The organism is Salipiger sp. ABN3_019 (assembly GCF_056158605.1).
The window spans coordinates 1,702,788-1,726,590 of the sequence record NZ_JBSWTP010000009.1 but is presented as its reverse complement, the minus strand read 5'-3'; the positions used below and the strand labels follow the sequence as shown (position 1 = coordinate 1,726,590).

At 65.5% G+C, this 23,803-nt stretch carries 23 protein-coding genes; 9 read left to right on the top strand and 14 right to left on the bottom strand.

The genetic code is table 11. The annotated features are described in order from the left end of the window. Nucleotides 1-6 precede the first annotated feature (6 nt). Together ACXAD2_RS16445 and ACXAD2_RS16440 are read right to left on the bottom strand one after the other, a co-directional pair. Complete coding sequence (locus ACXAD2_RS16445) at nucleotides 7-567, bottom strand: RNA polymerase sigma factor (protein ID WP_475171979.1); 561 nt, start codon at nucleotides 565-567, stop codon at nucleotides 7-9. Beyond that, nucleotides 564-734: a NepR family anti-sigma factor gene (locus tag ACXAD2_RS16440; RefSeq protein WP_164184169.1), complete on the bottom strand. Its 171-nt coding sequence runs from the start codon at nucleotides 732-734 to the stop codon at nucleotides 564-566. The genes ACXAD2_RS16445 and ACXAD2_RS16440 overlap by 4 nt, the downstream gene beginning before the upstream one ends. A 122-nt stretch (nucleotides 735-856) precedes the next feature. On the opposite strand from ACXAD2_RS16440, the gene ACXAD2_RS16435 reads away from it, so the two are divergent. Beyond that, nucleotides 857-1,657, top strand: a complete 801-nt coding sequence (locus tag ACXAD2_RS16435) for a response regulator (RefSeq protein WP_066105941.1) — start codon at nucleotides 857-859, stop codon at nucleotides 1,655-1,657. Nucleotides 1,658-1,826: 169 nt separating this feature from the next. Here ACXAD2_RS16435 and ACXAD2_RS16430 read toward each other — a convergent pair whose 3' ends face one another. The 5 genes from ACXAD2_RS16430 to ACXAD2_RS16410 all read right to left on the bottom strand — a co-directional run bounded on the left by ACXAD2_RS16430 (nucleotide 1,827) and on the right by ACXAD2_RS16410 (nucleotide 5,611). Then, nucleotides 1,827-1,991, bottom strand: coding sequence for a DUF1328 domain-containing protein (locus ACXAD2_RS16430; protein WP_083191243.1), 165 nt, complete (start codon nucleotides 1,989-1,991; stop codon nucleotides 1,827-1,829). 30 nt (nucleotides 1,992-2,021) lie between these two features. Beyond that, entirely contained in the window at nucleotides 2,022-2,210 is a 189-nt protein-coding gene (locus ACXAD2_RS16425; protein ID WP_066105939.1) for a PLDc N-terminal domain-containing protein, read from the bottom strand. 266 nt (nucleotides 2,211-2,476) lie between these two features. Next, the gene (locus ACXAD2_RS16420; RefSeq protein WP_475171976.1) at nucleotides 2,477-3,874 is read right to left on the bottom strand and encodes a TRAP transporter large permease; all 1,398 of its coding nucleotides are present in this window, start codon (nucleotides 3,872-3,874) and stop codon (nucleotides 2,477-2,479) included. After that, entirely contained in the window at nucleotides 3,871-4,503 is a 633-nt protein-coding gene (locus tag ACXAD2_RS16415) for a TRAP transporter small permease subunit (RefSeq protein WP_475171974.1), read from the bottom strand. The genes ACXAD2_RS16420 and ACXAD2_RS16415 overlap by 4 nt, the downstream gene beginning before the upstream one ends. Nucleotides 4,504-4,597: 94 nt before the next feature. Beyond that, the gene (locus ACXAD2_RS16410) at nucleotides 4,598-5,611 is read right to left on the bottom strand and encodes a C4-dicarboxylate TRAP transporter substrate-binding protein (RefSeq protein WP_475171972.1); all 1,014 of its coding nucleotides are present in this window, start codon (nucleotides 5,609-5,611) and stop codon (nucleotides 4,598-4,600) included. 454 nt (nucleotides 5,612-6,065) lie between these two features. On the opposite strand from ACXAD2_RS16410, the gene acs reads away from it, so the two are divergent. From acs to ACXAD2_RS16375, 7 genes are all read left to right on the top strand, one after another. Continuing rightward, complete coding sequence (gene acs / locus ACXAD2_RS16405) at nucleotides 6,066-8,036, top strand: acetate--CoA ligase (protein ID WP_475171971.1); 1,971 nt, start codon at nucleotides 6,066-6,068, stop codon at nucleotides 8,034-8,036. A 5-nt stretch (nucleotides 8,037-8,041) separates the two neighbouring features. Continuing rightward, nucleotides 8,042-8,728, top strand: a complete 687-nt coding sequence (locus tag ACXAD2_RS16400) for an adenylate kinase (RefSeq protein ID WP_475171969.1) — start codon at nucleotides 8,042-8,044, stop codon at nucleotides 8,726-8,728. 56 nt (nucleotides 8,729-8,784) lie between these two features. Further along, nucleotides 8,785-9,072, top strand: a complete 288-nt coding sequence (locus tag ACXAD2_RS16395; protein ID WP_066105923.1) for a DUF4212 domain-containing protein — start codon at nucleotides 8,785-8,787, stop codon at nucleotides 9,070-9,072. A gap of 6 nt (nucleotides 9,073-9,078) precedes the next feature. Continuing rightward, on the top strand, nucleotides 9,079-10,860 hold the full coding sequence (locus ACXAD2_RS16390) for a sodium:solute symporter family protein (RefSeq protein ID WP_475171966.1): 1,782 nt from the start codon (nucleotides 9,079-9,081) through the stop codon (nucleotides 10,858-10,860). A 114-nt stretch (nucleotides 10,861-10,974) separates the two neighbouring features. Further along, nucleotides 10,975-12,798, top strand: coding sequence for a DUF294 nucleotidyltransferase-like domain-containing protein (locus tag ACXAD2_RS16385; RefSeq protein WP_475171962.1), 1,824 nt, complete (start codon nucleotides 10,975-10,977; stop codon nucleotides 12,796-12,798). Nucleotides 12,799-12,831: 33 nt separating this feature from the next. Beyond that, nucleotides 12,832-13,338 (top strand): hypothetical protein, encoded by a 507-nt coding sequence (locus ACXAD2_RS16380; protein ID WP_475171959.1) that lies wholly within the window; start codon nucleotides 12,832-12,834, stop codon nucleotides 13,336-13,338. After that, nucleotides 13,335-14,741, top strand: a complete 1,407-nt coding sequence (locus ACXAD2_RS16375; protein ID WP_475171957.1) for a 3'-5' exonuclease — start codon at nucleotides 13,335-13,337, stop codon at nucleotides 14,739-14,741. The genes ACXAD2_RS16380 and ACXAD2_RS16375 overlap by 4 nt, the downstream gene beginning before the upstream one ends. Here the strand turns inward: ACXAD2_RS16375 and ACXAD2_RS16370 are convergent. Next, a complete protein-coding gene (locus ACXAD2_RS16370; protein WP_475171955.1) occupies nucleotides 14,641-15,561 on the bottom strand; it encodes a helix-turn-helix domain-containing protein in 921 nt (306 codons plus the stop codon). The two genes, ACXAD2_RS16375 and ACXAD2_RS16370, sit on opposite strands and share 101 nt — an antisense overlap. An 87-nt stretch (nucleotides 15,562-15,648) precedes the next feature. On the opposite strand from ACXAD2_RS16370, the gene ACXAD2_RS16365 reads away from it, so the two are divergent. After that, on the top strand, nucleotides 15,649-17,478 hold the full coding sequence (locus tag ACXAD2_RS16365; RefSeq protein WP_475171953.1) for an ABC-F family ATP-binding cassette domain-containing protein: 1,830 nt from the start codon (nucleotides 15,649-15,651) through the stop codon (nucleotides 17,476-17,478). 101 nt (nucleotides 17,479-17,579) lie between these two features. Here the strand turns inward: ACXAD2_RS16365 and ACXAD2_RS16360 are convergent, their stop codons facing one another. The 6 genes from ACXAD2_RS16360 to ACXAD2_RS16335 form a co-directional block, all read right to left on the bottom strand. Next, on the bottom strand, nucleotides 17,580-18,665 hold the full coding sequence (locus ACXAD2_RS16360) for an AbrB family transcriptional regulator (RefSeq protein WP_475171952.1): 1,086 nt from the start codon (nucleotides 18,663-18,665) through the stop codon (nucleotides 17,580-17,582). Nucleotides 18,666-18,753: 88 nt separating this feature from the next. Beyond that, nucleotides 18,754-19,353 (bottom strand): redoxin domain-containing protein, encoded by a 600-nt coding sequence (locus ACXAD2_RS16355; protein ID WP_475171951.1) that lies wholly within the window; start codon nucleotides 19,351-19,353, stop codon nucleotides 18,754-18,756. 399 nt (nucleotides 19,354-19,752) lie between these two features. Continuing rightward, the gene (locus ACXAD2_RS16350; RefSeq protein ID WP_475171949.1) at nucleotides 19,753-20,310 is read right to left on the bottom strand and encodes a PqiC family protein; all 558 of its coding nucleotides are present in this window, start codon (nucleotides 20,308-20,310) and stop codon (nucleotides 19,753-19,755) included. A gap of 14 nt (nucleotides 20,311-20,324) precedes the next feature. Beyond that, a complete protein-coding gene (locus ACXAD2_RS16345) occupies nucleotides 20,325-22,433 on the bottom strand; it encodes an MlaD family protein (RefSeq protein WP_475171947.1) in 2,109 nt (702 codons plus the stop codon). Further along, entirely contained in the window at nucleotides 22,430-23,065 is a 636-nt protein-coding gene (locus ACXAD2_RS16340) for a paraquat-inducible protein A (protein WP_164184986.1), read from the bottom strand. The genes ACXAD2_RS16345 and ACXAD2_RS16340 overlap by 4 nt, the downstream gene beginning before the upstream one ends. Continuing rightward, nucleotides 23,032-23,727: a paraquat-inducible protein A gene (locus ACXAD2_RS16335; protein ID WP_475171945.1), complete on the bottom strand. Its 696-nt coding sequence runs from the start codon at nucleotides 23,725-23,727 to the stop codon at nucleotides 23,032-23,034. Before ACXAD2_RS16335 ends, ACXAD2_RS16340 begins: the two co-directional genes overlap by 34 nt. Nucleotides 23,728-23,803 lie beyond the last annotated feature (76 nt).

The window sequence follows — 23,803 nt, the reverse complement described above, 5'->3', positions numbered from 1 at the left end:
GGCGCTTTAGCCCAGTGCTCCGCTCGGACGCGCGCCCGAGACCACGGCCATGGTGGCTTGGTCGGTCAGTTCGAGCCGGTCGTGCTCGTCAAGCTCCAGCAGTTCTGCCAGACGCGCCCGCGCGCGGTTCACCCGGCTTTTGATCGTGCCCACCGCAACGCCGCAGGTTTCGGCGGCCTCTTCATAGGCGAAGCCCTGCGCGCCGACGAGCACCAGCGCCTCGCGCTGTTCGTCGGTCAGCTTGGCAAAGGCACGGCGGAAGTCGTTCATCTGCAGACGACCGTCATGCGCCGGCTTTTCCGAAAGGCTTTCGGTAAACACCCCTTCGGCATCCGACACTTCGCGTCCGGCCTTGCGGCGGTTCGAGTAGTAGGTGTTGCGAAGGATGGTGAAGAGCCAGGCGCGCATATTGGTGCCCTGCTCGAATGTGTTGATCTTGGTCCACGCCTTGACCAGCGTGTCCTGCACCATGTCGTCGGCCAGCGCGGAATTGCGGGTCAGCGAAAAAGCGAAGGCGCGGAGCGCCGGAAGGTGATCGACGATCTCGTCACGAGGATCGGAACTCATGCATTGTCCCCGCCTTGGGTGCCACCGTTATCGTCCTGCGCGCGCAGCTGCGCGATCAGGTCGAGGAACCGGTCGGGAACTTTCTCTTCGAGCATGTCCTGATAGACCCGCCGAAGATTTTCGTCGATGACCTCTGCCTCTTTGGTATTGCGCCGCGATTGTGTCATTGCCGCCGTTCGATCCTTGCCTTTGCAGAGGGGAATTTCTGCATCTATCTTTGCCGTATCAGGGAACCAATGCCGAGGTCCGGCGTTTGGTTCCCGAGAAAAGCGAAAAAAAGGACGTATTCATGACACAGGGCGATTTGGGCCAGACCATCGGCGCGGTCCTTCCCTATCTCCGTCGTTACGCGCGCGCGCTGACCGGCAGTCAGACCACAGGCGACAATTATGCAGCGGCGACCCTGGAAGCGATCCTTGCGGACCGCGAAGGCATTTCCTCCGCATCCTCGCCGAAGGTCGGCCTGTTCCACGTGTTCCACGGCATCTGGGCAAGCACCGGCGCGCCCGTCACCGATGAGGCGACCGGCCCGCTTGCCAAAGCGCAGTCCCGCCTCTCGAAGCTGACCGCGAACAGCCGCGAAGCGCTGCTTCTGCACACGATCGAAGAGTTCACGCTCCCCGAGGTTGGCGAAATCATGCAGATCTCCGAGGCCGAGGTGACCGAACTGGTGAACCTCGCCCGTCAGGAAATGGCGGATGCGGTCACTGGCCGCGTGCTGATCATCGAGGACGAGGCGATCATCGCCATGGACCTCGAAAGCATCGTCGCCGATCTGGGCCACCGCGTCACCGGCGTGGCACGCACCCGCGCCGCCGCAGTGGAACTGGCGCAGCAAGAGACCCCCGATCTGGTTCTGGCCGACATCCAGCTTGCCGACAATTCATCGGGCATCGACGCGGTGAACGACATTCTCGGTGCGCTGGGGGATCGCCCGGTGATCTTCATCACCGCCTTCCCCGAGCGTCTGCTCACCGGCGAGCGCCCGGAACCGGCCTTCCTGATCTCCAAGCCTTACTCGGAAGAGCAGGTTCGTTCGGCGGTCAGCCAGGCGATGTTCTTCTCGTCGACGGAAACCCTTAAGGCCTGATCCAGAGCTCGGTCCCGGCGCCGCCCACCGGCCCCTGATCTTCGGCCCTGCGATCATTGAAAACCCCGCCACGTTTGGCGGGGTTTTCTTTTTGTGGCAAAGCCTTGCGGCAAAGACCTGATGCGATGTGAGAAAAGCGTGGGCGGCGGGATGCGCCGCCCATCTGCGATCAGGTCTTGCGTACGAACCGCATGATCAGCGTCACCACGAAAAGCACAAGGAAGATGAAGAACAGCACCTGTGCGATGCCCGCCGAGGCGGAAGCGATGCCGCCAAAGCCGAAAAGTGCGGCCACGATGGCCACGACGAAGAAGAGAAGTGCCCAGTAAAGCATTGAAGTATCCTCCTAAAGTTCAGTCGATGATCAAACCGTGGCGCGGCTCGATTTCGGGCCCGCGATCAGCCAGATGATGAAGCCCAGCACCGGCAGGATGATGATGAGCAGCGTCCAAAGCACCTTGGCGCCCGTGCTGGCGCTGGAGCCGAGCACCGAGACGATGGCCCAGATATCCAGAACCAAAACGATGAAGCCGCCGATACCTGCAAATTCCATGAAGTGATCTCCTTTTCTCGTAACGGCAGGCACATCTTGCCGGCCCGGTGCCCGAGGGCTCCGGCCCCGCGGAGCAAACTCCGCGTGATCCGTCTTGCTACATGATCGTCCGGTCCGGTCCCGCGCCCTGCGCCTCGCCGTTCCGTCTCATGTCAAGAACCCGCAATGTGGAAAAAGGTTCCGCGCGGCCTCACGGTTGCGCGAGAGCCGCCCGGTACAATCGCCGGGCGGCTCTTTGGTCAGCGTTCTTTGGTCAGCTTGGCCGATCAGGCGAAGCTGGGCAGCCAGAGCACGATCGCCGGGAAGGCCACCAGCAGCGCGATGGTCACCGCGTCCGCGATGAAGAACGGCGTCACGCCGCGGAACACATCCTGCACCGACAGTTCGGGCCGCACGCCCGCGACCACGAAGCAGTTGAGCCCGATGGGCGGGGTGATCAGGCAGAACTCGGCCATCTTCACCACGAGAATGCCGAACCAGATGGCGCACATCTCAGACGACATGCCAAAGGCGCTCTCGGCGGCCGAAACCCCCTCGCCCCCGTTCAGCGCCATCACCGCCGGGTAGACCACCGGCAGGGTCAGCAGCAGCATACCGATGGCGTCCATGAACATCCCCAGCACCGCATAGGCGAGCAGGATGCACACAAGGATCATCAGCGGCGGATAGTGCAGCGAGGTGATCCAGTCGGCGAAGGCACCCGGAAGATCGGCGAACCCCAGAAAGCGCACATAGATCAGCACACCCCAGATGATGGTAAAGATCATGATCGCCAGTTTCGCGGTCTCGATCAGCGCATCCTTCAGCTCTCGCCAGCGCATGCCGCGCAGCAGGGCCATCAGGAAGACGATGAACGCGCCCACCGCACCGCCCTCTGTCGGCGTGCCCCAAGCGTCGCCGAAGGGGTTGTAGACGAAGAAGATGATGATCACGACCACCGCCACGATCGGCAGCGCCGGCGGCAGCGAGGCGAAGCGCTGGCGCCACGTGAACCCGCGCACCGGCGGGCCGAAGTTCGGCAGCGCCAGCGCCAGCCCGATGATCAGCATGGCGTAGATCACCGCCGAGAAAACCCCTGGCACGAAGCCCGCCAGCAAGAGCTTGCCCACGTCCTGCTCGACGATGATCGCGTAGATCACGAGGATCGCCGAGGGCGGGATGAGGCTGGCCAGCGTGCCGCCCGCCGCCACGACCCCCGCCGCAAAGCGCTTGTCGTAGCCGATCTTCAGCATCTCGGGGATGGCGATGCGGGCAAAGACCGCCGCCGTTGCCACGCTCGCGCCCGAAACGGCGGCAAAACCTGCGGTGGCGAAGACGGTCGAGACCGCCAGTCCTCCGGGCACCCACGCCAGCCAGCGTTTCGCCGCCTCGAAGAGCGCCTTGGTCAGCCCGGCGTAATAGGCCAGATAGCCGATGAGGATGAAGGTGGGGATGAGGCTGAGCGCCTGACTGGCGACCTTGCCGTGCGGCACCTGACCGGCGGTCTTGATGGCAACGGTGACGGCCCAGCCGATCTGTTCGGGGTCATAGCCTTTCTTCGACCAGAACACCCACCACAGGCCGACGAGCCCGGCAAGCCCCGCAGCAAAAGCCACGCGCATGCCCAGCACCACCAACACAAAGAGGCCAGCGGTGACCCAAAGTCCGATCTCGATGGAACTCATGCGTCATGCCCCTGAATATGTTCTGCCTCGGCCGCGGCCTGTTCGGCGACGCTCTGCACCAGTGGCACGGCCACCGGGTTGTCGAGCCCAAGAATGAACGCCCGCAGATAGCCCCAGAGCTGCAGCACCAGCCGCAGGCAGATGACCGAAAACGCCACCGGCACGATCAGCTTGGCCGGCCAGAGCGGCAGGCCCAGATCAATGGTGCTGTCACGCGACCACATCGGCTTGGTCAGATCGAAGCTGCGGTCGAAATGCGCCCAAGACCCCCAGACCAGCGCCACCATAAGCAGCAGGATCGCCAGCGTGGTGATCATCTCGGCCAGCCACAGCGGACGGCCCTTCAGCTGCCCCACGAGGATGTCCATGCGGATGTGCCCGCCCTGTCGCTGCACGTAAGAGATGCCGAGGATCGCGATCAGCGGCATCGCCATCTCGATCCAATCGACATAGCCGCGCAGCGGCGTGTTGAAGAAGTTGCGCCCCACGACCGAGACCACCGCCAGCACCATCAGCGCGAAGGCCCCGAGCCCCGAAACGAAGGCAAAGCCCCGCTCCAGACGCTCGAGCCCCCGGTCGAGGCGCGACAGCAGCGAGTCGTCGGAAAGCACCGCGGATGCTCCGGCCATCTGTCCCCCTGTCCCTTTCTCGGTCCCTTGGGACCTCTGCGTTCAAAAAAGCCGCCCCGTCACGCGGGGCGGCCCAAAGCGGTCCTCGCCGCGATCAGTTTCCGGCCTTGGCCTCGGCCAGCGTCGAGGTCACCAGATCGTAAAGCTCCTGCGCCGGCAGGCCCTGCCCGCTCATCTCTTCGATCCATGCGGTGTGGATGGGCTTGGCAACTTCGGCGAATTTGGCCAGTTCCTCGTCGGAGTAGACGACTTTCTCGACACCCTTCTCGTCGAGCACGCCGTCCCATTTGGCCAGCAGCTTGCCGTAGGTCTCGATGTAATAGTCGAGCGCCTCCTCGACCGAACTGTCGAGCGCCTCGCGCTCTTCGTCCGACAGCATGTCATAGGCGTCGATGTTCACCACCACCGGGCAGTTCACCGTGCCGGGGTTGAGGTTGGCGGTCCACCAGTCGGCCTCGTTGATCGTGCCAAAGCTGAGATGCGCGTGCTGGGCGAAGCTGACGGTATCGACCACGCCCGCTTCCATCGCCTGATAGGCCTCGGTTGCGGTCACCGAGGTGGGCACGGCGCCGACGGATTCAAACGCGCGGCCAATTCCGCCGGTGGCGCGCACGCGCATGCCGTCAAAGCTTTCGAGGGTGCCGCGCGCATCGCCGGTGCCCACGATGTTGTACTGCGGCATCGGCGTGGTCATCAGCAGCTTGGCGTTCCATTGCGCCATCTCTTCGGCGACCGCCGGATGCGCGTAGACGGCGCGGCTCACCGCCCGCTCCTGCTCCAGCGTCTCGACCCCGAGGAACGGCAGTTCCAGCACGGTGATCGCGCGGTTCTTGTCGGGGTGATAGCCGGCGCAGAACTGCGCCATCTCGAACGCGCCGATCGAGATGCCGTCGAGGTTCTCGGTGTTCTTGCTGAGGCCGCCGTAAGAGATGTTCATGGTGAACTCGCCGCCGGTCTTCTCCTCGACCAGCTCGGCGATCTTATGCACGTGCTCGGTGAACTCGCGGCGCTTGCCCCAGAGCGAGACGTTCCATTCCGTCGCCATGGCCTCGGTTGCAAATGCCGCGGTGAGTGCGGCCACGCTGAGCGTGGTCGTAAGATGTTTCATGATTTCCTCCCGTTGTGGCGGAACTCCGGGCCGCCTTGGCGCTTATGCTTAGCCAAAGCGCTTCACGGCGCAACCCTCCCTGCCCTAACGTCACCTTAGCGGGCGAGTCGCATGGACAGCATGCGCCTTCGCGGTGAGCCCGCAGCTTAGGCGCAAACATGGTATACCATGGCACACTGCATCAGATTGTCACACCCACAGTTGGGGATTGCTGTTCTCTGAGCCGCCAAGACCGCGCCCTTGCGACGTTGCGTCAGTTCGTTGGAATGCAATATGTTTCCGGCCTGCGGGCAAAGATTTTTACAAAATGCTGCACTGCAGGGCAAATGATTTACAAAAAAAATCTTAGTTTACTGTGCCTTATTCAAATATTTTCGATCTGGGGTATGATCCTTGTCAGGGATGGACAGTGTCGCACGGCGACATGGAAGAGAATGGACCTAGGGAGGACCTCATGAAAGACGACGCCCAGACTGCGCCCGCCGGGACCTATGCCCCGTCCGAGGAGTTCGCCGAGAACGCTCTGATCGGCGCCGAGCAATACGACGAGATGTACGCGCAATCGGTTTCGGACCCGGATGGGTTCTGGGCCGCGGCGGCGCAGCGTCTGGAGTGGATGGCGCGGCCGACGAAGATCAAGAACACCTGCTTTGACTTCGGCAAGGTCGACATCAAGTGGTTCGAGGACGGCGTGCTGAACGTCGCCCACAACTGCATCGACCGCCACCTGCCCGAGCGCGCCGAGCAGACCGCCATCATCTTCGAGCCCGACGAGCCTTCGGACCCGGCCCAGCACATCACCTATGCCGAGCTTTACGACAAGGTGAACCGCATGGCCAACGTCCTGCTCTCGCAGGGCGTCATGCGCGGCGACCGCGTCGTCATCTACCTGCCGATGATCCCCGAGGCCGCCTATGCCATGCTGGCCTGCGCGCGCATCGGCGCCATCCATTCCATCGTCTTCGCCGGCTTCTCGCCCGACGCGCTGGCCAACCGCATCAACGATTGCGGCGCCAAGATCGTCATTACCTCTGACACCGCGCCGCGCGGCGGCCGCCGCACCGCGCTGAAGTCCAACACCGACGCAGCCCTCCTGCACTGCTCGGACAAGGTGCGCTGCCTCGTCGTCAAGCACACCGGCGACCAGACCAGCTGGATCGACGGGCGCGATGTGGACGTGAAAGCGCTGATGGAAACCGCCGGCCCCGACTGTCCGCCGCGGCCGATGAATGCCGAAGATCCCCTTTTCATCCTTTACACCTCGGGCTCGACCGGCAAGCCCAAGGGGGTTGTGCACACAAGTGGTGGATATTTGGTTTACGCCGCCCTCACCCATGAGATCGTGTTCGATTACCACGAAGGCGACGTCTATTGGTGCACCGCCGACGTGGGCTGGGTGACCGGGCATTCCTACATCGTTTACGGGCCCTTGGCCAATGGCGCCACGACGCTGATGTTCGAGGGCGTGCCGACCTATCCCGACGCCAGCCGGTTCTGGCAGGTTTGTGAAAAACACAAGGTAAATCAGTTCTACACCGCCCCCACAGCGATCCGCGCGCTCATGGGCCAAGGTGACGATTTCGTAACCAAATGCGATCTATCCTCGCTCAAGCTGCTGGGCACCGTGGGCGAGCCGATCAACCCCGAGGCCTGGAACTGGTACAACGACAAGGTCGGTCAGGGCCGCTGCCCGATCGTCGACACCTGGTGGCAGACCGAAACCGGCGGCCACCTGATGACCCCGCTGCCCGGTGCCCATGCCACCAAGCCGGGCGCGGCGATGAAGCCTTTCTTCGGCGTGCAGCCGGTGGTGCTCGAGCCCACCTCGGGCGTCGAGATCTCCGAGCGCCCGACCGAGGGCGTGCTGGCGATCAAGGACAGCTGGCCGGGCCAGATGCGCACCGTCTGGGGCGACCACGAGCGTTTTGAGCAGACCTATTTCCAGCAGTACAAAGGCTATTACTTCTCGGGCGACGGCTGCCGCGCCGATGAGGATGGCGACTATTGGATCACCGGCCGGGTCGACGACGTGATCAACGTCTCGGGCCACCGCATGGGCACCGCCGAGGTGGAAAGCGCGCTTGTCGCCCACGCCAAGGTCGCCGAGGCCGCTGTGGTGGGCTACCCGCATGCGGTGAAGGGTCAGGGCATCTATTGCTACATCACCCTGATGAACGGCATCGAGCCCAGCGAGGAGCTCAAGAAGGAGCTCCGCACCTGGGTGCGCACCGAGATCGGCCCGATCGCCAGCCCCGACCTCATCCAATGGGCCCCCGGCCTGCCAAAGACCCGCTCGGGCAAGATCATGCGCCGCATCCTGCGCAAGATCGCCGAGAACGACTATGGCGCGCTTGGCGACACCTCCACCCTCGCCGATCCCTCGGTCGTCGATGACCTCATCGAAAACCGCGCCAACAAAGGGTGAGCGAGATGGACGGACAAACCACCGTGACCCGCGCGCCCGTGCTTATTCTTCTCGGCCCTCCGGGGGCCGGGAAAGGCACCCAGGCCCGTAAGCTCGAAGAGACATACGGGCTGGTTCAGCTCTCGACCGGCGATCTGCTGCGCGCCGCCGTGGCGCAGGGCACCGAGGCGGGCAAAGCCGCCAAGGCGGTGATGGACGCCGGCGGGCTGGTGAGCGATGAGATCGTCATCGCCATCCTGCGCGACCGCATCAAGGCGCCCGACTGCGCCAGCGGCGTGATCCTCGACGGGTTTCCGCGCACCACCGTGCAGGCCGAGGCGCTGGACGCGCTGCTGGCCGAGAGCGGGCAAAAGATCAATGCGGCGATCAGCCTTGAAGTGGATGATGCTGCCATGGTGGACCGAATCTCGGGCCGCTACACCTGCGCCGCCTGCGGCGAGGGCTATCACGACACGTTCAAGACGCCCAAGGAGGCGGGCGTCTGCGACAGCTGCGGCGGGACAGAGATGAAGCGCCGTGCCGATGACAAGGCGGAAACGGTGGCCTCGCGTCTCGAGGCCTATCACGCCCAGACCGCCCCGCTGATCGGCTACTACGAAGGCAAAGGCGCCCTGAGCCGTATCGACGCAATGGGCAAGATCGAGGAGATCGCCGCCGGGCTCGGCGCGATCGTCGAAAAAGCGACGGGCTGAGCCGTCGGAGGCCGCTCAAAGGAGGGGCGGCCGCATTTTCAGGAGGAGGAACCGCCATGGCGGATCAATCAACGCACCATACGCATGGCGCCGAGGAGGCCGGCAAGGCCTACTGGTCGGCCAACCTGCGTCTCATCTTCATCAGCCTGATCATCTGGGCGGTCTGCAGCTTCGGCTTCGGCATCCTGCTGCGCCCGATGCTCTCGGGCATCTCGGTCGGCGGCTCGGACCTCGGGTTCTGGTTCGCCCAGCAGGGCAGCATCATCGTCTTCCTGGCACTGATTTTCTTCTACGCCTGGCGGATGAACAAGCTCGACCGTGAATACGGCGTAGACGAGGAGTAAGGCGCCATGGATCAGTTTACCATCAACCTGCTGTTCGTGGGCGCGTCCTTCGCGCTCTACATCGGCATCGCGATCTGGGCCCGCGCGGGCTCTACATCGGAATTCTACGCCGCCGGACGCGGCGTGCACCCGGTCACCAACGGTATGGCGACGGCGGCGGACTGGATGTCGGCGGCCTCTTTCATCTCGATGGCGGGCCTCATCGCCTTCACCGGCTATGACAACTCGACCTACCTGATGGGCTGGACCGGCGGCTACGTGCTGCTGGCGCTGCTGCTCGCGCCCTATCTGCGCAAGTTCGGCAAGTTCACCGTCTCCGAGTTCATCGGCGACCGGTTCTACTCGCCCACCGCGCGTCTGGTGGCCGTGATCTGCCTGATCATCGCCTCGACCACCTATGTGATCGGCCAGATGACCGGCGTCGGCGTGGCCTTTGGCCGCTTCCTCGAGGTGGACAGCACCACCGGCCTGCTGATCGGCGCGGTCATCGTGTTCGCTTACGCGGTGTTTGGCGGCATGAAGGGCGTGACCTACACGCAGGTGGCACAATACTGCGTGCTGATCCTCGCCTATACGATCCCGGCGATCTTCATCTCGCTGCAACTGACCGGCAACCCGATCCCTGCGCTTGGCCTCTTCGGCACCGAGCAGGCCACCGGCACGCCGCTGCTGCAGACGCTTGACCAGATCGTCACCGATCTCGGCTTCGGCGAATACACCGCGCACAATGGCGATACGTTCAACATGGTGCTCTTCACCCTGAGCCTGATGATCGGCACCGCCGGCCTGCCCCACGTCATCATGCGCTTCTTCACCGTTCCCAAAGTGTCGGACGCACGCTGGTCGGCGGGCTGGGCTCTGGTGTTCATCGCCCTGCTCTACCTGACGGCCCCGGCCGTGGGCGCCATGGCACGCCTCAACATCACCCAGCAGTTCTGGCCGGAAGGCGCTGCGGGTCAGGCGGTGTCGGTGGAAACCATCGAAAGCGATCCCGCCTACGACTGGATGCAGACATGGCAGCAGACCGGCCTTCTGGGCTGGGAAGACAAGAACGGCGATGGTCGCATCCAGTACTACAACGACGAGAACCCGGCGATGGAAGAGCGCGCCGCGGCAGAAGGCTGGACCGGCAACGAGCTGACCAACTTCAACCGTGACATCCTCGTGCTCGCCAACCCCGAGATCGCCAACCTGCCGGGCTGGGTGATCGGCCTTGTCGCAGCGGGCGGCCTTGCCGCGGCGCTTTCGACCGCAGCCGGTCTGCTGCTCGCCATTTCCTCGGCGGTCAGCCACGACCTCATCAAGGGTCAGATCAACCCGGCCATTTCGGAAAAGGGTGAACTGATGTCGGCCCGCGTCGCCATGGCCGTGGCCATCGCCGTCGCAACCTGGCTGGGCATGAACCCCCCGGGCTTCGCGGCGCAGACCGTGGCGCTGGCCTTCGGCCTTGCCGCAGCCTCGATCTTCCCGGCGTTGATGATGGGCATCTTCTCGAAGGTGAACAACAAGGGCGCCGTGGCAGGTATGGTCACCGGTCTGGTGGTCACGCTGATCTACATCTTCCTGCACAAGGGCTGGTTCTTCATCCCCGACACCAACAGCTACACCGACGCCGATCCGCTGCTTGGCACCATCAAGTCGACCTCGTTCGGCGCGGTGGGGGCACTGGTGAACTTCGCGGTGGCCTTCACGGTCTCGGCGATGACCAAGCCGATCCCGCAGGAAATCTCCGAGCTGGTGGAAAGCGTGCGCGTGCCGCGCGGTGCCGGTGCGGCGCAAGATCACTGATCCTTGAGCGGTCGGGGCATGGGCGCTGCGGCGCCCATGCACTATGCAAATCTCCCGCCCCGCGCTATGCCGGGGCGGGATTTTTCTTAACGATACGCACCTGCGGAGCCGCAAATGCCCCTTCAGCCCGACGACCTGCGCCGTTTCCTGACCTCGGTGCACCCCTATGACGCGCTGGATCCCGACGCGCTCGACGTGCTGGTGCCGCAGTTCCTGATCCGCCACTACAAGCCCGGCGAAGAGATCTATGCCGCCGGCGTGCAGCTTGAAGGGCTCTACCTCGTGCTGTCGGGACAGGTGGAAATCCGCGACGAGAACGGCGTCGCGGTCTCGCTGCTTGGCCAGCGCAACTCTTTTGGCGAGCGTGGGCTGATGCGCGACGGCACCGCCGCCACCACCGCAAGCGCGCTCGACGACACGACGCTGCTGCTGCTGCCGACCTATGCCTTCCGCGAGCTGATTGCCGAGCACACCGCCGCCCGGCGCTTCTTTGACCGCTCGCGCGCCGCGCGCCCGCAAAAGACCGATCTGGCGCACAGCCGGGTCGAGACGCTGATGGCCCGCGCGCCGCTGACCGTTCCACCCGAGACCCCCGCGCAAGAGGCCGCGCTGCTGATGCGCGAGGAAGGCGTCTCGTCGCTTTGCGTGACCAATGCGCGCGATCTGATCGGCATCGTCACCATTCGCGACATCTCGAACAAAGTGGTGGCCGGTGGCCTCGACACCAACACCCCGGTCTCCGAGATCATGACCTATGAGCCGGTCACCCTGCCGCCCTCGGCCATCGGCTCGGATGTGCTGCACATGATGGTCGAGCGGCGCATCGGCCACGTCCCGGTCACCGAGGCCGGGCAATTGGTGGGCATCGTCACCCAGACCGACCTCACCCGGTTTCAGGCGGTCAGCTCCGCCGAACTGGTCGCCGCGATCTCGCGCGCGCGCAGCGCCGAAGAAATGGCCGAGACCACCGCGCGCATTCCGCAGCTGCTGGCGCAGCTGGTGGCGGGCGGCAATCGCCATGAGGTGACCACGCGGCTGATCACCGACATCGCCGACACGGTGACCCGCCGCCTTCTGGCGCTGGCCGAGGAAGACCTTGGCACCGCGCCCGTGCCGTGGCTGTGGCTCGCCTGCGGCTCGCAGGGGCGGCAGGAACAGACCGGCGTGTCGGATCAGGACAACTGCATGATCCTTGACGACAGCGCCAGCGAACGCGACATGGAATACTTCGCGGAGATGGCGAAGTTCGTCTGCGATGGCCTTGATAAGGCGGGATATTACTACTGTCCCGGCGACATGATGGCGACCAACCCGCGCTGGCTGCAGACGGTGTCGAAATGGCGCGAATATTTCCGCGGCTGGATTGGCACCCCCGACCCCGAGGCGCAGATGCTCGCCTCGGTGATGTTCGACCTGCGCCCCATCGGCGGCACCAAATCGCTCTATGAGGACCTGCAGGAAGAGACTTTGGAGGCGGCTTCGAAGAACTCGATCTTCACCGCGCATATGATCTCCAACTCGCTCAAGCACACGCCGCCTCTGGGGCTGCTGCGCGGCTTTGCGACGATCCGCTCGGGCGAGCACAAGAACACCGTCGATCTCAAGCACAATGGTGTGGTGCCGGTGGTCGATCTGGCGCGGGTCTACGCGCTGCAGGCGCGGCTGCCCGAGGTCGGCACACGCGCCCGCATCGAGGCTGCGATCGCCGCTGGCGCCGTGTCCGGATCGGGCGGGCAGGATCTGCTGGATGCCTATGATTTGATTGCCGAAACGCGGCTCGAACATCAGGCGGGTCTGGTCAAACGGGGTGAAAAGCCCGACAATTATCTTGCGCCAACCACGCTGTCGGATTTCGAGCGCAGCCACCTGCGCGACGCCTTCGTGGTGGTCAAATCGATGCAATCGGCCATCGGCCACGGGCGCGGCATGCTGAGCTGAGGCGGGCCTGAGCAAGGACCTGAGGGGGGAGAGATGTTCTACGAATTGATCGCGGTGCTGGTGGCGGGCGTGGCCGGTGCGGGCGTGGTGATGCTGCTGAGCAAGGCGAGCCGGGGCCGTCTGCCCCGCTGGGCGATCCCGGTGGGTGCGGGGCTGGCCATGCTGGGCGCTTCCATCGCCAGCGAATACGGCTGGTATGACGCCACCGCGCGCGCGCTTCCGGGCGGTGTCGAGGTGGTCGAAACCCATGCCTCCAGCGCCGCCTGGCGGCCTTGGACCTACGCATGGCCGATGACCGACCGCTTCATCGCCGTCGATGCCGCCGGGCGGCGTGAGAACGCGCAGACGCCGGGGCTTTATCTCGCCGATCTCTACTTCTTCGCGCGCTGGCACCCGACGCAGGTGGTTGAAATCATGGTCGATTGCCCCGGTCAGCGCCGTGCCGACCCGATGGGCAGCGATGGCGGCGACCCGCGCTGGCGCGAGGTCGGGGCCGAAGACGCGATCCTGTCGGCGGTCTGCTCGGAGCGCGCCGCATGAGCAAGCTGAGCCTGCGCTTCCGCGTCTTCCTTTTCTTCGCATTGCTCGCCGTCGGCGGCGCGGGGATCGTGGCGCTGTCGCTCTGGCTCGGCTATGGACGCGCGCTGGCGACCACCTCGGGCAATGGGTTTTTCTTTGCCGGGGTTCTGGCGGTCTTCGGCATCGTCGCGCTCTGCACCGGCATCTGGCTGCTGTTCGACGAGAATATCGCCAAGCCGGTCGAGAGCCTCGCCGCCGAAATGCGCATCCGCGCCCATGCCGGGATCGACAAGCAGGTCGACACCCATGGCGCGCGCTATCTGGGCGATCTGGCCCATGCCGCGCAGGCGGTCTCGGCCAAGCTGGGCGAGACGGCGCTGCAAAGCGCGCAGCGGGTTGCCGATGAGACCGCGCAACTGGCGGCGGACAAGGCGCGGCTCACCGCCCTGCTCACCGAGATCCCTGTGGCCACGATCATGGTCAGCCCCAAGGGCCAGATCGTGCTCTACGACGGTCAGGCCGCCGAGGTGCTCTCACAAATCCACGTGCCGCGCCTCAACGCGGCGATCACCGATTACTTCCTCGCTTCGGGCGTCGAAGCCGCCGTGCGCGAGTTGCACCGCACGGGCCGCGAGGTCGCGCTCACTCTGCGGTCGGTGGACGAGGCGCAAAGCTACGACGGGCGGATGAAACCTCTCGACGGCGGCGGCTACCTGCTGATCATCGAAGGCGCCCACGCCAGCATCGCCCCCGAGGCAGAGCGCCCGCTGGTCTTCGACTTCTCGCTGCTCACCGCCCATGCGCCCGAGGCGATCGAAGAGACGCCGCTGCGCGCCCTCACCTATGTGGTCTTCGACACCGAGACGACCGGGCTTTTGCCGCATAAGGACGAGGTGGTGCAGATCGGCGCGGTGCGCGTGGTGGGCGGGCGCATCGTGCCGGGCGAGCGGATCGACCAGCTTGTCGATCCCGGCGCGCCGATCCCGCCCTCTTCGACCAAAGTGCACCGGGTGACCGACGCCATGGTGCGCGGCAAGCCCGATATCTTCGAGGCCGGGCGGCGGTTCCACCATTTCGCCCGCAACGCGGTGATCGTGGCGCATAATGCGCCCTTCGACATGGCCTTTCTGCGCCGCCATCAGGCGCGCATGGGGGTGGAGTGGAGCAATCCGATCCTCGACACGGTGCTGCTGTCGGCGGTGCTCTTCGGCACCACCGAGACACATACGCTGGACGCGCTCTGCGAGCGGCTCGGCGTGACCATCCCGCCCGAGTTGCGGCATACGGCGCTTGGCGATGCGCAGGCCACGGCCGAGGTGCTGGTCAGGATGCTGCCGATGCTCGAAGCGCGGGGGATGACCACCTTCGGCGAGGTGGTGGAACAGACACGGCAGCACGGCAGACTTCTGGAAGACCTGAACTGAGGCTGTCGAGCGCCGCCTGAAGCGCCCCGCGCGGAAGCCGCGCCAGCGGCACCGCCCGCAGCCCGTCCAGCCGCGGCGCAAGCGCGCGCAGCGCGGCGTCGAGCGCCATAGCTCGCGGGATCACCCTCTCGCCGGTCTCGCGATGCGGCACCGGCAGCGGCCAATATGCGCAGACCGGCGGCACCGAACGCAGCACCCCCGGCAGCGCCTCGGCCGCGGCGCTGTCGAGCGCGATCACCACCTGCGCGGGCGCGAACGCCTGCATGGGGCGCGGCGGCTCGGCGGGCGGCATGCCTTGCGCCTGCAGCACCGCCGCGAGCAGCGGATCGACCCGCCCCGCAGGCTGCACCCCCGCCGAGATCCAGACCGCCTGCCCCCAGAGCCGCCGCCGCGCCAGCGCCGCTGCCAGCGGCGACAGCTGCGCCCCGTCACGGCAGAGAAACAGCACGCGCGGCAAGCCAGCGGCGCTGCGGCCCCGATCTGGCCGCCGATCTTGCCCCCTTGTTAACCCTTGAGTTGGCCCGTCGAGCTCGGACAGACGGCCAAGCGCCACATCCGCCGTCAGCCAGTCCACCACCTGCCCCAGCGCCGCCGGAACCGCATGATAGAGCCGCAGCGGCCCGCGCACCCGCTGCGCCAAAAGCCCCGCCTCGCAAAGCGCCGCCAGATGCGCCGAAAGCGTCGAGCCCGGCACCCCGAGTGCGCTGGCCAGAGCGCCCGCAGGCAGCGGATGCGGCAGATGCCGGATCAGCAGCCGGACCAGCCGCAGGCGCAGCGGGTTGCCAAGCAGCGTCAGCCGGGTTTGACAGAGCGTCTCCATGCGCACCCCCATAGCGCGCCACGTCTCAAGACATGGTAAACACGCGCCCACTTGACCTTTGCGCGGCGCGGCCCTAGCGCTCTGCCCATGGCACAGGCACCCCTTCTTCAGCTTTCCGACATCTCGCTCACCTTCGGGGGCGAGCCGGTCTTCTCCGGCCTTTCGCTCAACGTCCAGCCCGGCGACCGCGTCGCGCTGGTCGGGCGCAATGGCTCGGGCAAATCCACCTTGATGAAAGTCATGGCGAGCTTCGTCGAGCCCGACACCGGCGACCGCATCGTGCCGCCGGGCATTTCGGTGGGCTATATGGAGCAGGAGCCGGACCTTTCGGGCTTTGAGACGCTGGGCGACTATGCCGCCGAAGGGCTTGGCCCGGCAGAGATGTATAAGGTCGAAGCGGCGGGCGAAGGGCTCGGCTTCGATCCCGAGCGCCCGGTCGCCACCGCTTCGGGCGGCGAGCGGCGCCGCGCCGCGCTGGCCAAACTGATGGCCGAAGACCCGGACGTCATGCTGCTCGACGAGCCGACCAACCACCTCGACATCACCGCCATCGGCTGGCTCGAGGCGGAACTCAAGCGCACCCGCAAGGCCTTCGTGCTGATCTCGCACGACCGGCGCTTCCTCGAGAATCTCACCCGCGCCACGCTGTGGATCGACCGCGGTGCGGTGCGCCGTCAGGAACAGGGCTTCGCCGGTTTCGAAGAGTGGCGCGACAAGACATGGGCCGAAGAGGACGAGGCCCGCCACAAGCTCGACCGCAAGATCAAGGCCGAGGCGAAATGGGCGGTCGAGGGCATCTCGGCCCGCCGCACCCGCAACCAGGGCCGGGTGCGCGCGCTGCAGGCGCTGCGCGCCGAACGTTCCTCGCAGATCCGCCGTCAGGGCACGGCGGCGATGGAGCTGTCGTCCGGCCCGACCTCGGGCAAGAAGGTGATCGAGGCGACCGGGCTCACCAAGGGCTTTGGCGACAAGCAGATCGTCAAGGATTTCTCGCTGACCGTGATGCGCGGCGACCGGGTGGCGTTCGTCGGCCCGAACGGCGTCGGCAAGACCACCCTCATCCGCATGCTGATGGGCGAGATCGCGCCCGATGCGGGCAGCGTCAAGCTGGGCACCAACCTGATGCCCGCCATCTTCGACCAGAGCCGCGCGCGGCTCGACCCGGATATGAGCCTGTGGGAAAGCCTCACCGGCGATCCCGAGATGCGGGTTTCGGGCAAGGCCGATCAGGTGCTGGTGCGCGGCCAGCCCAAGCACGTGGTGGGCTATCTCAAGGAGTTCCTGTTTGACGAGCGGCAGGCCCGCGCGCCCGTGCGCTCGCTCTCGGGCGGCGAGAAGGCGCGGCTGCTGCTGGCCAAGATCATGGCCAGCGAAAGCAACATGCTGGTGCTCGACGAGCCGACCAACGATCTCGACGTGGAAACGCTGGACCTGCTGCAGGATCTGCTGGGCGAGTATGATGGCACGGTGCTGCTGATCAGCCACGACCGCGACTTCCTCGACCGCGTCGCCAGCACCACCATCGCGATGGAGGGCGACGGCCTCGCCATCCCCTACGCCGGCGGCTGGAGCGACTATCAGGCGCAGAAGGCCGAAGCCGAAGCGGAGGCCGCGCCCAAGGAAAAGCCCGCCACGAAGTCCGCCAAGGACGGCCCCGCCGCGCCGAAACCGAAAGCGCAGCCGAAGGGCATGAGCTTCAAGGACAAGCACCGGCTGGAAGAGCTGCCGGGACTGATCGACCGGCTGACCGCCGAGATCGGCAAGCTCGAAGGGCTGCTGGCGGACCCCGAACTGTTCACCCGCGAGCCGGTGAAGTTCAAAAAGGCCACCGAGGCGCTGGACGAGCGGCAGCAGAAGCTGGCCGCTGCCGAAGAGGAATGGCTGGAACTGGCGGAAAAGGCCGAAGAGGCGTCCTGAGGGACAAATCTCTTCGAAGAGATTTGCAAGAGCCTTCGAAGGCTCTTGCGCCCTGCCCGGCCATAATTTTTGGCCTGAATCTTTGACCTGCCTCTGCGGCCTTACTCTCCGGGCTGGCCCAGCGGCACGCGTTTCTCGGCGATCACCATGAACCCGACGGTCAGCAGGATCCGCACCACGTGGTGCAGGCTGACCAGCGCCGGGTTCGCCGCCAGCGACAGGGCGATGATCGACATTTCGGTCACCCCGCCCGGCGCGTAAGAGATCATCAGGTGCAGAAACGGAATGTCGGTCGCCGCCGCCAGCGCCAGCGCAAAGCTGCCCCCCAGCGCCAGCATCCACAGCACCGACACGAGGCTCAGCCATGCCGAGCGGCGCAGCATCGCTGCCGTCATGCCGCTGAAGCGCACGCCGAGCGAGCTGCCCACCACCACCTGCGCCGCAGCGATCAGCCAGAACGGCAGATGCATGTCCACCACGCCCGACAGCGTCAGCCCCGCCGAGAGCAGCAGCGGCCCGGTGATCTGCCCCGCCGGCAGTTTGATGCGCGAGGCGATCAGCAGTCCGGCCAGCGCCGCCATCACGATCAGCGCCAGCTCGCGCAGGGTGACCGGCCCCGAGGGCATCACGCTCTGCCCCGCTGCGCTGCCCACCGGATGGCCGACCCAGAGCGACAGCGCCGAGGGCAGGATCGAGATAACCAGAATGATCCGCAGGAATTGCTGCGCGGTCAGCAGCCGCAGATCGGCCCCCGCCTTTTCGCCCAGCACAAGGCTTTCCATCAGCCCGCCGGGCGTGCCCGCGTAAAAGGCCGTGGCGCGGTCATAGCCGCCAAGCCGCCGGAAGATCAGGAAATTGCCGCTGTGGCAGAGCACCACAAACACCGCCAGCGCGCCGAGGGTCAGCGGCAGTTCGGGCAGCAGCGCAAGGATCTGCGGCGTCACCTGCGTGCCGATCATCACCCCGATGAGGCCGATGAACACCGTGCGGAACTTCATCGGAAAGCCGTAGTCGGCCAGCGCGCTCTTCTGGAACAGCGCCACCGCTAGGCCCGAGGTGAACAGCGAGCCCAGCATGAAGGGCATTGGCAAATGCGCCAGCTGCGCCAGCCAGCCGCCGATGCCGCCCGCGATGAGCAGGCAGCCGGTGGTAAAGATCATCCGGAGGGAAAGCGTTGAGAGACTCATGTCCGGACATAAGCCCAAGGCCGTGAGACGTGCAATGCCGCACGGACACACACACGGACACACACACGCCCCACCGGCCTAGCGCCGATCAGGCCATCGCGCCCTGCGCATCCAGATCGCTGAAGTATCTGCGCGCGCTTTCCAGCGTCCGCAGCAGCTCTTTGGTGGAGCGGGTGATATAGAGCGGATATTCGAACAACATGCTGACCCGCAAATTCGGGTTGATGATGATCGTCTTGCGGATCGTCGTGTCGGCATCCTCCTGCGGGTGGATCATGCCAAAGGTGTTCGACAGCATCCCGTCAGGGTCGGAGAGGATCGGAAAGCTAATCTCCTTGCCGCTGCGCTCTGCGACCTTGTCGCACCAGCGCTGCAGCTCGGGCACCGTGTTGCGCGCGACACCCACAGTCTTGACGCCCGCGTTGCGCAGGCTCGGCTGGATGGCCGCGATGCGGGCCAGTTCCTTGGTGCAGGTCATCGAAAACGGATCGGCGATGCTGAAAAAGATCGCCCAGTTGCCGCTGATATACGGGTGGAAGGTCAGTTTCCCCATGGTCGACTGAGCCGAGAAATTGGGGAAGAACTCGCCGATCCGCGGCGACCATTTCGCAGAGTTCGTGTAGTCGGACGGAACTTCGACCCAGGTGTCGGGAACCTCCCGCAGGTACTTTCTCTTGTCTCGTTGCATATTGCTTCTGCCCTTGTCTCGGCCTGTCGTGCGGCCAGCCTGTGGAACCCGTTGCTTCGGGCTTTGCGTTGGGGTGAGACGAGTCCGGCCCGCGGTGAGCGGCATTCGCCCGAGAAGCCGGCAGCACGGACCGCGCCGCGATGTGTCTTCTCGGCAGCTTGCCCCACCAAATCTCTACCTAGGGTCAATTCGGTAACTATTTGTTAACCTTCTCTCAAGCTCATCTCGAAGCGCGCATTGCGCGTTTCCGCAAGACCTAAGCAACTTTGCCACAGTGTGATGCGGGTCTTTGCAGCCCTAAGGAGAGTTCTGACGCGGCCTCCGCAACGAAAAACGCCGCGCCCGGAGCCGGGCACGGCGCTTGAGATGAGCATATGCGCGAATTGCCTTGGCGCCGCTTCAGCGCGACAGGTCGCTGGCGATCCGGTCGGCAAGCTGATCGGTGGCCGCGCCTGCTGCTGCCGCGATGCCTGCGGCCCCGGCGGAAGGCAGCTGTGTGCGGATGTCGAACCGCGTCACCCGCTCGCGGATGATGCGGTCGTAGGACGAGAGCGCATATTGGCCCGAAAGCTCGAAGGTGCCGTTCGCCCGCGCCACCATCGAGGAGACGCGCACATGCACCGCCGCCTGCGACGGCTCTTCCAGCGGCCAAGGCTCGGCGGCGACGGTGGCGCTGCTGATCAGGCCCAGCCGCTCGGCAAGGCTCTGGGTCATGGCGCGGCGCGGATCGTCGGCCCAGAGCGCGCTTTCCACTTGGGTGAGCGCGCCGCTGGCATCCTCGATCAGGATCTCCGAGGCCTCGGCATAGGCGGGCAGCGAGACCTCGCGCACCTCCAGCGTCGACACGGCGAGGCGCTGAGCGGTCACCGGCGCGGCGCTGTCGATCCGATAACGCGGCTCGGTGCCGCAAGCGGCAAGCAGCGGGAGCAGGAGAAGCGGCAGGAATTTCATAGTCATGGTCATCTTTCCTCTCAGCGCCCGAAGAGCAGCGAGTTGGGATTGCGTTCGATCGAGCGGGCGAGCTTGTTGAGCGCCTCTGCAGCGCTCTGCACCTCGCGCAGCGCCGAGACGGTCTGACGGTTGAAGGCGGACTGGCCATCATAGCCAGAGATCACCGACTCCGCCTCGGCCACCAGCCGCTGGATGCGGGCCGAAAGCTCGGGCAACGTGGCGACCGCCTCTTCCACCGCCGCGGCGGCGTCGCGGGCAGAGGCCAGCGTGGCGTTGGTGTTCTCGACCACCCCGCCAGCGCGCAATTCGGCCAGCGCGCCCTGCGCCTCCTGCAGCATCGCCGAAAGGTCGGACGGCAGCTGCCGCGTGCTGTCCTGATCGACGAATTTGCCTGCGCCATCGAGGAACTCCCCGGCCTCGGCCACGAAGCTCTCGAGGTCCAGCGCGGTCGCCTTTTGCGTCAGCGCGCGCAGGTCTTCGATCAGACCGGGCACACCGGCGGCGCTTTCCTCGACCGAACCGGCCACCGAGGTAACCTCTTCGGCAGCGGCCTCCGCGGCCTCCAGCGCCGACACCAGCTGGGTGATCGCCCCGGCGTTGCGCATGTCTTCGATCACTCCGCGCAGATCGGCCACGGCGCCGCGCAACTCGCCCGGAATGGCTTGGGTCTCATCGCTGCCAAGCAGGCCCCGTGCATCCTCGACAAGGCCGATCACCGCGTCAGGCGCGTCCCGCAGCCGCGGGTTCGCGGCAAAGCTTTCGATCGACGACAGCGTGTCGATGGCCTGATCCATCAGGTCCTCGACCGGCAGGTCATTGATGCGCTGGAACAGGCCCTCGGCGGTGGCGGTGACATCGGGCAGATCCGACGGCACCGACGGAATGAGCGGCGCGTCCTGCGCGAAGATACCGAAGGTGGCGGGCGCAGCGTCGGGGATCTCTGCAAGCTCGACCACCAGCGACTGGCTGAACAGGTTCTGCGAGGCCAGCCGTGCGCGCAGCCCGTTCTTCACCGCGTTCGACAGGAAGGCGATGGTCTCGGATTGCGGCGCTTCCTCATCCAGACCCAGCGCGCGCGGGTCGATTGACAGCGTGGTGCGCAGGCGAACCGATTGCTCCTCGCCCTCGCCGTCGATGAAGGCACCGATCTCGGTCACCCGGCCAATGCGCAGGCCGCGGTAGGTGACGGCCGAGCCGACCTCGAGGCCGCGCACCAACTCGTCGAACTCTGCGGTGAGTTCCACGGCGTTGGAGATGGTCTCGGAGAACAGGCTGTCGCGGGCCAACTCCTCGTCGTCATAAAGGTCAAAGGCATAGCCCGCGGGCACCGGGTTGCCGCCCGACACCACCGTGTCGAAGGCGAGGCCGCCACGGATCAGCGCCGCGACCGAGCCCACCGACAGGTTGAGCCCGCTGGGACCGAAGTTCACCGAGAACCCCGAGGTGTCCCAAAACCGCGTCGCGGTTGTGATGCGGCGATCGTTGGGGGCCTCGATGAAGGCATCCACGGCGACGCCATTGCCGCGTTCGAGCAGGCGCGGCGTTTCGATCCGGCCCACTTCGATGCCCTGATAGAAGATCGGCGCGCCGGGCGACAGCTGGGTGCCGTCTTCGGCGCGGATGGTGATGCGCGTGCCCTTCACGCCCGGACGGACCAGCGGCGACTGGTCGAGGCCGCGAAACTTGGTGGTGCCGCCCGCGCCCTCTTGCGGAGTGAAGCCCGCCTCGATGTAGACGCCCGACAGCACGGTCGACAGGCCCGAGATGCCCGAGGCGGAGACTTCGGGGCGGACCACCCAGAACTCGGCATCCGAGGGCAGCGAGTTGAGCACGTTGCGATCGATGCGCGCCTTGACCTCGACGGTGGACAGATCGCCCGCGAATTCCACCTCCTCGACCGTGCCGATGATCACGTCGCGGTAGCGGATGGTGGTTTCCTCGGCGGTGATGCCCGCCGCGTTCTCGAAGGTGATCTCGATCAGCGCGCCGCGTTCGGCAAAGCTCTGCCACGCGATGAACAGCGTCACCGCGATGGCCGCCAGCGGCACCAGCCAGACCAGCGAGAGGTTGCGCCAGACAGACCGGCGCTTGGGCTCGACCGACATCTGCGCCGGTTTCGGATCACTCATTCTTTGTCACTTTCACTCGCGTCCCAGATCAGCCTTGGGTCGAAGCTCTGCGCCGAAAGCATTGTAAATGCAACGGAAAGCGCAAAGCTGATGGCTGCAATCCCGGGGTTGATGGCGGCGGCGAAATCCATCTGCACAAGGGCCGTCAGGATCGCCACCACAAAAACGTCGATCATCGACCAGCGGCCGACGAATTCCACCACCTCGTAAAGATGCTGGCGTTTGCCCGGAGAGAGTTTCACCCGATGCGTCACGCTCAGCGCCAGATAGGCGATGGCAATGAACTTGGCGACGGGGATCATGATCGAGGCAAAGAACACGATCCCCGCGATGCCGTAGCTGCCATGGTGGATAAGGTCGACCACCCCGCCAAAGATCGTGCTGTTGGTGGTCTTGCCCAGCATGGTGGTCTTCAGCATGGGATAGACATTGGCGGGCACATAGACCACCAGCCCCGCCCCCAGCCACGCCCAGACCCGCTGCAGCGAGGTTTCGTCGCGGCTCGACAGATGCGAGCCGCAGCGCTCGCAGCGCTCGGGGCCCGGCACATGGACCTTGCCGCATTCGGTGCAGGCGATCATGCCCGCGGCGCGCGCAGTCAGGACTCGCGGCGCGCTTCCAGCGTCTTCCATAGGGTTACCCTGCACATGAATGTATCTTTGAGCACGGTCACGAGGACCAATGCAACGAAGGCCCAGAACGCCGGTCCGATCGACAGATGCGCCAGCCCCGCCACTTTCACCAGCGCCACGGCGACGCCGACGATGAACACCTCGGCCATGGCCCATGGCCGCAGGTGATCGGCGAGACGAAAGAAGAACTCGGCATGGCGCGCCGGACGATGGCCGAAGGCCATGGGCGCCATCACATAGACCAGCGACAGAAAGCGGATCGACGGCAGAATGACGATCAGCGCCGCCATGACGATGGTCAGCGGCGCGGTCATCCCGTTCGAAAATGCGAGGATCGTGTCGAGCAGCGAACTGCGCTGCACCCTCCCCGCCACCGAAAGTTCGAGGAACGGGAAGAAGATCGCCGCCACCATCAGCACCAGTGCCGAGAGCGCCAGCATGATGATCCGCGTCATCGCCGAGGTGCGCGGCGCCTCCAGCACCTCATGGCAGCGCACGCAGCGCGCGGTCTCGCCGGGGGCGATGTCGCGCTCTTCATGCAGCGTGTCACACAAGGGGCAGGCAATAAGGTGCTCGGCCTGCTCCGCGGTGAAGGCGGGCGGCGGCAGGACCGGATTGATCTCCGGCGGGAGTTCTTCGGCAACCACATCGGCGAGGCTCATGCGCCCAATCTAGAGTTCCCCGCACCCCAAGGAAAGGTCTGAGCGTCCAGAGCTTTGCCGCTGCCCGCGAAGCAGG

Excerpts from the sequence above, each read along its gene's own strand:
- ACXAD2_RS16355 (WP_475171951.1), bottom strand. The coding sequence starts at position 19,353 with ATGCAACGAGACAAGAGAAAGTACCTGCGGGAGGTTCCCGACACCTGG.
- ACXAD2_RS16420 (WP_475171976.1), bottom strand. The coding sequence starts at position 3,874 with ATGAGTTCCATCGAGATCGGACTTTGGGTCACCGCTGGCCTCTTTGTG.
- ACXAD2_RS16350 (WP_475171949.1), bottom strand. The coding sequence starts at position 20,310 with ATGACTATGAAATTCCTGCCGCTTCTCCTGCTCCCGCTGCTTGCCGCT.
- ACXAD2_RS16390 (WP_475171966.1), top strand. The coding sequence starts at position 9,079 with ATGGATCAGTTTACCATCAACCTGCTGTTCGTGGGCGCGTCCTTCGCG.
- ACXAD2_RS16400 (WP_475171969.1), top strand. The coding sequence starts at position 8,042 with ATGGACGGACAAACCACCGTGACCCGCGCGCCCGTGCTTATTCTTCTC.
- ACXAD2_RS16340 (WP_164184986.1), bottom strand. The coding sequence starts at position 23,065 with ATGGAAGACGCTGGAAGCGCGCCGCGAGTCCTGACTGCGCGCGCCGCG.
- ACXAD2_RS16375 (WP_475171957.1), top strand. The coding sequence starts at position 13,335 with ATGAGCAAGCTGAGCCTGCGCTTCCGCGTCTTCCTTTTCTTCGCATTG.
- ACXAD2_RS16360 (WP_475171952.1), bottom strand. The coding sequence starts at position 18,665 with ATGAGTCTCTCAACGCTTTCCCTCCGGATGATCTTTACCACCGGCTGC.
- ACXAD2_RS16345 (WP_475171947.1), bottom strand. The coding sequence starts at position 22,433 with ATGAGTGATCCGAAACCGGCGCAGATGTCGGTCGAGCCCAAGCGCCGG.
- ACXAD2_RS16335 (WP_475171945.1), bottom strand. The coding sequence starts at position 23,727 with ATGAGCCTCGCCGATGTGGTTGCCGAAGAACTCCCGCCGGAGATCAAT.
- ACXAD2_RS16395 (WP_066105923.1), top strand. The coding sequence starts at position 8,785 with ATGGCGGATCAATCAACGCACCATACGCATGGCGCCGAGGAGGCCGGC.
- ACXAD2_RS16435 (WP_066105941.1), top strand. The coding sequence starts at position 857 with ATGACACAGGGCGATTTGGGCCAGACCATCGGCGCGGTCCTTCCCTAT.
- ACXAD2_RS16430 (WP_083191243.1), bottom strand. The coding sequence starts at position 1,991 with ATGCTTTACTGGGCACTTCTCTTCTTCGTCGTGGCCATCGTGGCCGCA.
- ACXAD2_RS16385 (WP_475171962.1), top strand. The coding sequence starts at position 10,975 with ATGCCCCTTCAGCCCGACGACCTGCGCCGTTTCCTGACCTCGGTGCAC.
- ACXAD2_RS16370 (WP_475171955.1), bottom strand. The coding sequence starts at position 15,561 with ATGGAGACGCTCTGTCAAACCCGGCTGACGCTGCTTGGCAACCCGCTG.
- ACXAD2_RS16425 (WP_066105939.1), bottom strand. The coding sequence starts at position 2,210 with ATGGAATTTGCAGGTATCGGCGGCTTCATCGTTTTGGTTCTGGATATC.
- acs (WP_475171971.1), top strand. The coding sequence starts at position 6,066 with ATGAAAGACGACGCCCAGACTGCGCCCGCCGGGACCTATGCCCCGTCC.
- ACXAD2_RS16365 (WP_475171953.1), top strand. The coding sequence starts at position 15,649 with ATGGCACAGGCACCCCTTCTTCAGCTTTCCGACATCTCGCTCACCTTC.
- ACXAD2_RS16440 (WP_164184169.1), bottom strand. The coding sequence starts at position 734 with ATGACACAATCGCGGCGCAATACCAAAGAGGCAGAGGTCATCGACGAA.
- ACXAD2_RS16380 (WP_475171959.1), top strand. The coding sequence starts at position 12,832 with ATGTTCTACGAATTGATCGCGGTGCTGGTGGCGGGCGTGGCCGGTGCG.
- ACXAD2_RS16415 (WP_475171974.1), bottom strand. The coding sequence starts at position 4,503 with ATGGCCGGAGCATCCGCGGTGCTTTCCGACGACTCGCTGCTGTCGCGC.
- ACXAD2_RS16410 (WP_475171972.1), bottom strand. The coding sequence starts at position 5,611 with ATGAAACATCTTACGACCACGCTCAGCGTGGCCGCACTCACCGCGGCA.
- ACXAD2_RS16445 (WP_475171979.1), bottom strand. The coding sequence starts at position 567 with ATGAGTTCCGATCCTCGTGACGAGATCGTCGATCACCTTCCGGCGCTC.